This window comes from Sporolactobacillus sp. THM19-2, assembly GCF_004153195.1.
In the GTDB taxonomy this organism is placed as follows: Bacteria; Bacillota; Bacilli; order Bacillales; family Sporolactobacillaceae; genus Sporolactobacillus.
This window is the reverse complement of the sequence record NZ_SEMC01000011.1, coordinates 64289-71101: the sequence shown is the minus strand read 5'-3', so window position 1 is coordinate 71101 and position 6813 is coordinate 64289. Positions and strand designations below refer to the sequence as shown.

Sequence of the window (6813 nt, the reverse complement as noted above, 5' to 3'; positions counted from 1 at the left end):
TGGAAACGACGGGATTCGTCTGCCCTGAAAACGAGAAAATGGCTGTCCGCATGTTCCATGCGGGCCAACAGGCATTCAAAATCATCGTTAAGTTGTTCGCTTAGTAAAAATCTGTAAAATCCTTTGCAAAATTACCACCTAAACCATAGAAAATAAGCTGCTATGAATAATTCAGGTAATATAACTCAAAAATGACAAGGCTTTTAGTTGGCAACAAGAGGTTGCACCTTGATGCACCTACAACTCGCTTTACTTTAGATGTACACTTCAGCAATACTTGTAATAAAGAAAGGTAGTGACGAAACATGATTTTTAGTGAACGATTAAAAAAGGAAAGAGAAAAAAGGGGCTGGTCACAAACTGAACTTGCTGAAAAAATTCATGTTAGTCGCCAATCAGTTTCAAAATGGGAAACTGGTAAGAACTATCCCAGTATCGAAGTTATCATTGCTTTAGGTGATTTATTCGGTATTACAATAGATGAAATGTTGAGGAGTGACGAAGAATTGAAGGAAAAAGTCATTCGAGATAGTAAGAAATTGGCGTATCCGAAATGGAAAACGGTCTTTGATAGTGTGTTTTTATTAGGGGTATTTTTGTTAGTCACAAAACTAATTATCATTGGCTTAAATCATTTTATTGGTACAAATATTGTAATTCCAGATGGCTTGCCAAAAATTCTATCAAATTTCTTACCGTTAACTTTAATGATAATTGGTGGGGTTGGCTCAGATCAGTTAAAAAATAAATATATTCAAGGGTAGCAGTCGCTACCCTTTTTAGCTTTTAAATAAGCCTTAGTCATTTAAACAAAAGAATGCTTATAATCTAACTTTTTAGCGAAGTCTATCCTCATGGGATATAAGCCGCCAGCGTCCTTTCATCAAGCTGCGTTTCGAGCCAAAATTCAAACCCTCAGCGAGCCCCGGAAACCCCTGGCAGCATAGTAACTCTCTGCTCCATTGTGATACACAAAAACAGTGTCGTAGCGACGATCACAAAAAATGGCCCCACCGAGTTTTCTGATATAAGAAGGTGTTTTCACCCAGCTCGATGTTTTAGTATCGAAATTTCCAAGTCTCTGCAGCTCCCGGTATTGTTCTTCCGTTAATAGCTCGATACCCATGTCAGCAGCTTTGTCCAAAGCGTTGTTTTCAGGTTTGTGTGTTTTCCTTGATTCCAGTGCCTCGCGGTCGTAACAAAAACTTCTGCGACTTTTAGGACTTTGCGCTGAACAATCATAAAAAATGTATTCGTCCGTCTTTATATCGTGACCAACAACATCCGGTTCACCGCCGGTTATTTCCATTTCATTGAGGGACCACAGTTTTTCAATATTCGATTTCAGCTTTGCTTGTATTTTAGTCCATTCGAGTCCCTTATGGCGATTCATGTTTTTCTCAAAGCGGGCTTTCAATACACCGAGTATTTCTGCACATTGTTCTGGTGACAGCTTCCTTTTTTCATTATTCATTCCAGAACTCCTCATTTCCTATTGTTTAGTTACAAATTCCTTTGTTGCAGTGCGACCGTCTCTATATGGCTCGATAGGACAGAATGAATGTCATCTGAGTATGTCCATTCTCGGGAACATATCTACTGCGTTTTTGGGACTATCGGTAGGTAGGAACATATCCACAACGTTTGTATGAAAGAAAAATGCCAATAAACATTAAATACAGATTATGCTCATAATCTCATCGACGCTTATTTTCGGAACGAGGCATTTTATCGGTGAGTGTATACAAACCATGTAACGCTTGCTGTTAATAATGTCGACGAAATCAAAGCTGTAAGAACACTATATGTTTGCCAAATAAGTATCGTTGACCAATCGAAGGCACAGCACAGTATACACAGGGCAATCGTAACGATCAGGAAAATAAATGTTACGATTATTCTTTTTTTTGTCATTGGCTGACGCTCATTTATTTTCCTTCTGCATAATCCTAAGAGAAATAACATAACGGACAATAGGCAAAGAATAATTGTGGTAGAAGACAAAATGATGTCCAAAAGCTGTGTGCCGCTTATTTCATATGACTGCGTTAGATTGCCGTCTAATATATCTTTAACTTTTAGTACCAGGCTAATATTGGTATTTGCGCCGTTGGTCAGCAAGCAGACGGCTGTTCGTTCATTTGGCAGTATGGCTATTTCGGTTCTGAAATTGGGATTGCCCCCTGTGTGTTCTATAATCGTTTGGTCGGCGTTTACCGACCAGCCTGCCGCATAATACATATCGTTGACAGCCGAAACAGACATATCACTCTGATGTGATTTTTCGATAACCGTATGAAATATTTCGGGTATGTCCTGCACGATACCCATCTGTATGCCCATCCAACGCGCCATATCTTTTGTACAAGAAATGATGTAGCCTGCGGGTTTATTCCCGGCATAATCCGGCGCGTTATATGGAGTTGTCATAAAAAAGGAAGATCGGTAGCCCTGTGCCAACTGTCCGGTGGCTTGAGCATCTTCTTTATAAACATACGTCTGATGAAGACCTAACGGCTGAAATACCTGTTCCCTCATAAAGTCTTCATAGCTTTGTTCCGACACAATTTCAATAACCAAACCCAATAAGTCATAATTAACGGTTCCATAGTTATACTGTTCACCGGGAGGGAACGCCAATTCAGCATCTACCAGCATTTCCAGAGTCTTTTGCAGCATATCCGGCGTATTGCCTTGTGGAATATTTTGAGTATGCCTACCATTTGTTAGTCCGCTGGTATGGTGAAGAAAGTTATTAAGTGTAAGGGCTTGCATATCAACAGGTTTCCCTTGATACTTTAATGTAAACCAAGGTAAATATTTTTGGACAGGGTCAGTCATTGATAGCAGCCCTTGCTCTTCCAACAACAAAATACCCATGCCGGTAAAAGCTTTACTAACCGAGGCCAACTCATAGAGTGTATTTTCACTTGCAGGCAATCCTTTTTCACGGTCTGCATACCCGGAAGAAAAGTAGAACACTTCATCATCAGCAAGTATTGAGATTGACATTCCCGGCACACCTGATATACGACAGGCATCATCCAGCAACTCTTGTATTGCCGCAGATTGCGAATCTGACAACGCAGAACTTTGTGTTGCGAATCTTGAGAATAATATAAATATCGTTAATACAAAAACAATAGTCTTTTTCATAAACTTTCCTTTTTAAAAAAAATGTAAGAGAACAATATAAAATCAGATCCAAAACCGGTAGGTATAAGAATCAGCAAGCAGTTTCCCAAACTCAGTCTTAGCACTTGGCCAGTAAGCCTCAAAAATAGACATTGTTATTTCAGACTTGCGGAGGACTTTACCACCACTGTTAAATCTTACGAACATTTCCAGAGCGTCGTCCTGCTTCATATCCTGTGTTTCCGTAAAGCGAATCAGCTTTTCCACAAATATTGTATTGTACAGCTTATTCAGAATTTCCCTTGCATACTCTTTGCTGTCTGCCGGAACATTAACTATGGCTGCCTCAATAGCTTGTGGTCTTGTTGTTTCATCCTGAAATTTCTTATCCTTTCATCACTGCATAAGCGTTCCATTATGTCTATAGTAGCACGACCTGTGGTAGCCACTGTCTTAAAATAAGCGCGGATAATTTTGTGGTTATATTGATTCGGCTTATTTGCTTTTCCGTAAAAATCCCTGCTTGTATCCTTATTCTGTCTTGCTACTATTTTTGGTTTATCGGTTTGTGATGCTTTTTCAAAAGTCTTTGCAATATACCAACGCATACAGCTTTCCACTGCGGTGTTTTGTGTTTCATTTGTTACATTCAATATTTCTCATACACATTTGCATCCACTGTAAAGGTCACGCCCTGGTTCGCCGTTTACTCTATAAAAAATTATATCAGTTTTGTGAATAAACAATCTAATTTGTTTTGACTCATCACAATAAATATGAAAACACCTCGTATTTCAACAAGGTGTCAGATCCTAATAATATTTAGTTGTTCAGTTCAATTTTCAACATCTATACTTATGCCTGGCCTGAATTCCACCTCAATTTTGTCATCATGCACTGTAACTGTCCGCAGTAGTGCCTGACGTTAACATAGCTCAGACCTTGCTCTAGCCATGAACTTCTTCTGCAGCTATAGCGTCTTCTTTGGTAACATGAACTGTGGCAAATGGATGATTAGGCGGAGCATAAATTGAATAAAGTTTCAGTGGAACATTACCTGTATTGATTAAATTATGCCAAGTTCCTGCGGGTATCATAATAGCAGAGTCATCTAACACCCTTCTCTCAAAGTTCAAATTCTCTGGACTATTTCCCATGCGAACAATCCCTTGACCTTGTTCAATTCGTAAAAATTGATCAACGTCTGAGTGCATTTCCAGACCAATATCTTCATCAACATTAAGACTCATTAATGTCACTTGCAAGTGTGTTCCAGTCCATAAAGCGGTACGAAATGTATTGTTTTGCTTTGATGCTTCATTGATATTTATGACAAATGGCCCTGGTCCATAATCTGTTAGCAAAATAGTTCCATTACCATTGGAAGAGCGAAAAGAAGCAAACCCGTTTACCTGCTCATTCTTTTTAGAATAAGGGCAGTAAGCGGAATGTCTTCCATAGTTATACACAGGTACATTAGCATAATTAGGATACTGATATTGATACCCATATGGGTTATAGTACATTTTTCTCATTCCCTCATCAGTTTTTCTAATTATCTTATGCAATTGTTATCATGACTGTACTTAGGGTTTGTTGCACCCATCCCGATTTTCAGTAATTATAATTTTCAGACAGACTTAGGCCTGAAAATTACCGAAACCCTGCGGAAATAGAATCGACGTTCGGAAAAGCCATAAAAAAGCGCAGAGAAACCCTGAGGCGTCTCTCTAAGTTCAAAACCAGAAACTTGAGCGCAATCACCGTTTCATTCCTGAGCATCGCGTAGATCTTGTCCAGCCCAAAGAGGTGTTTGGCCTGGTCCAAACTTTCCTTCAACCGGGATCCGGCCTTTAAAGTCGCTCTGCTCCACCCTTCGATCTGTTTTCCGGGCTTGTTTATCTTTCGGCTTCCGGCCGAGTTTCGGTCCGCTGAGCCGGATGTTACGTGCCTTGCAGAAAACCCGATTCTTCCGATTGCGATAGAGTGTGTGGCCAGGACGGCTTCCGGATAAAAGCCACAGCACCTTCGATAGGCTTCGACAGAGTCCTGAAGAGTTTTCCCCTCGTTGAAGTTGTCCCAGCCCAGTTGAGTTGTTCGATCAGTGCATCTCCATCGACCAGGATGATCGCGACCTTCGCACCGAACTCAACGTTGATTCTGGCTTTCCCGTGATTTTGGTTTGAAAGTTTATATTTTAGTTAGACAAAATTCCTTTGTAGCAGTGCAACCGTCTCCACGTGTGTCGTCTGTGGGAACATGTCCACCGGCTGAACTTTTTTCACTGCGTATCCGCCTGGTACCAGCATTTTCAGATCGCGGGCAAGGGTTGCCGGATTACACGATACATAAACGATCCGATCAGGTTTCATGTCCAGCATGGTCTGAATCAGGGCAGCGTCGCAGCCTTTGCGCGGTGGATCCACAACGATTACGTCCGGTTTAATACCCTGATCACGCCACTTCGGTATAACTTCCTCCGCCTTACCGGTTTCAAAGCGGGCATTCGCAATCTGGTTCAGTTCGGCATTTTTTCGTGCGTCCTCAATCGCCTCGGGGACGATTTCCACACCGTAGACCTGTTTCGCTTGTCCTGCAAGGAAAAGGGAGATCGTACCGATGCCGCAATAAGCGTCAATCACTGTCTCCTCTCCGGTGAGTCCCGCAAATTCGAGTGCTTTACCGTAGAGCACTTCCGTCTGCTGCGGATTAACCTGAAAAAAGGAACGGGCGGAAATAGCGAATCTGACCGTGCCAATCTGGTCATAGATGACGTCGCGCCCCCACAGCGTTTTCGTTGTTTCTCCGAATATAGCGTTCGTCCGTTTCAGATTGATATTCTGCATGATTGACTTGATCTGCGGGTATTTGCCGATTAACGTTTTGATCAGTTTTTTCCGGTGCGGGAGGTCTTTGGTTCGTGTGACAAGAACAACCATGACTTCACCGGTATTCCGGCCGGTCCGCGCCATGACATGACGGAGAACGCCGTGGTTTTTCGACTCATTGTAGGGTTCGACTCCCGCCGTCTCCATAAATGTCCTGGCTGTCTGTACGATTTCGTCAATCAGCGGATCGGTGATCAGACAGTGATCCATCGGAACAATATCGTGACTGCGTTTTCGATAAAAGCCAAAAGCAAAGGAACCGTGCTGAATCGCAACTGGAACCTGAATTTTATTCCGGTAGTACCACGGATTCGCCATGCCGAGTGTCTTTTCCACATTAATTTCTTTAAACCCGCCGATATGTGCGAGGGCATCCCGCACCAGACCGCGTTTGAAGTCGAGCTGAGCGCCGGCCGCAACGTGTTGAATGGCGCATCCGCCGCACTGATCGAAAATCGGGCAGGGCGGATCGGTTCGCATGCGGCTTCGCTCAGTCAGCTCACAAATTCGGGCAAATCCGTAATTTTTCTTTGTCTTCACTACCTGTACCCTGGCCTTCTCACCAGGCAGCGCCCCCGGAACGAACAAAGTGTAGCCGCCTGTTGTTTTTGCTACACCCGATCCATCCTGAGTCAGATCGGAAAATGAGACCTCTATTTGATCATTTTTTGAAACAGGCAGGGTTTTGGACATGATTTATTGCTCCTTTCCGGTTAAAAAGCCACGGCTTTGTTAACCCCATGAAAAAAGTGTACCCGCCCAGGTCATGCGGACACACCTTAGTCACTCC

Annotated in this window: 7 protein-coding genes; 1 reads left to right on the top strand and 6 read right to left on the bottom strand. The window is 42.4% G+C overall.

Annotation, left to right across the window (positions count from 1 at the left end):
* The first annotated feature begins 305 nt into the window (after positions 1-305).
* Complete coding sequence (locus tag EWH91_RS09485) at positions 306-764, top strand: helix-turn-helix domain-containing protein (RefSeq protein ID WP_129929805.1); 459 nt, start codon at positions 306-308, stop codon at positions 762-764.
* A gap of 143 nt (positions 765-907) precedes the next feature.
* Here EWH91_RS09485 and EWH91_RS09480 read toward each other — a convergent pair whose 3' ends face one another.
* The 6 genes from EWH91_RS09480 to rlmD all read right to left on the bottom strand — a co-directional run bounded on the left by EWH91_RS09480 (position 908) and on the right by rlmD (position 6716).
* Positions 908-1474, bottom strand: coding sequence for a DUF4256 domain-containing protein (locus EWH91_RS09480; RefSeq protein ID WP_129929804.1), 567 nt, complete (start codon positions 1472-1474; stop codon positions 908-910).
* Between the two features lie 254 nt (positions 1475-1728).
* Positions 1729-3156, bottom strand: a complete 1428-nt coding sequence (locus tag EWH91_RS09475; RefSeq protein ID WP_129929803.1) for a serine hydrolase domain-containing protein — start codon at positions 3154-3156, stop codon at positions 1729-1731.
* Positions 3157-3470: 314 nt separating this feature from the next.
* On the bottom strand, positions 3471-3743 hold the full coding sequence (locus EWH91_RS09465) for a hypothetical protein (RefSeq protein WP_129929802.1): 273 nt from the start codon (positions 3741-3743) through the stop codon (positions 3471-3473).
* A 339-nt stretch (positions 3744-4082) separates the two neighbouring features.
* Positions 4083-4661 (bottom strand): cupin domain-containing protein, encoded by a 579-nt coding sequence (locus tag EWH91_RS09460; protein ID WP_129929810.1) that lies wholly within the window; start codon positions 4659-4661, stop codon positions 4083-4085.
* 242 nt (positions 4662-4903) lie between these two features.
* Positions 4904-5161: a transposase gene (locus EWH91_RS15015; protein WP_165364294.1), complete on the bottom strand. Its 258-nt coding sequence runs from the start codon at positions 5159-5161 to the stop codon at positions 4904-4906.
* Between the two features lie 175 nt (positions 5162-5336).
* Positions 5337-6716: a 23S rRNA (uracil(1939)-C(5))-methyltransferase RlmD gene (rlmD, locus tag EWH91_RS09450; RefSeq protein ID WP_129929801.1), complete on the bottom strand. Its 1380-nt coding sequence runs from the start codon at positions 6714-6716 to the stop codon at positions 5337-5339.
* Positions 6717-6813 lie beyond the last annotated feature (97 nt).

Excerpts from the sequence above, each read along its gene's own strand:
- EWH91_RS09485 (WP_129929805.1), top strand. The coding sequence starts at position 306 with ATGATTTTTAGTGAACGATTAAAAAAGGAAAGAGAAAAAAGGGGCTGG.
- EWH91_RS09480 (WP_129929804.1), bottom strand. The coding sequence starts at position 1,474 with ATGAATAATGAAAAAAGGAAGCTGTCACCAGAACAATGTGCAGAAATA.
- EWH91_RS09475 (WP_129929803.1), bottom strand. The coding sequence starts at position 3,156 with ATGAAAAAGACTATTGTTTTTGTATTAACGATATTTATATTATTCTCA.
- EWH91_RS09465 (WP_129929802.1), bottom strand. The coding sequence starts at position 3,743 with ATGCGTTGGTATATTGCAAAGACTTTTGAAAAAGCATCACAAACCGAT.
- EWH91_RS09460 (WP_129929810.1), bottom strand. The coding sequence starts at position 4,661 with ATGTACTATAACCCATATGGGTATCAATATCAGTATCCTAATTATGCT.
- rlmD (WP_129929801.1), bottom strand. The coding sequence starts at position 6,716 with ATGTCCAAAACCCTGCCTGTTTCAAAAAATGATCAAATAGAGGTCTCA.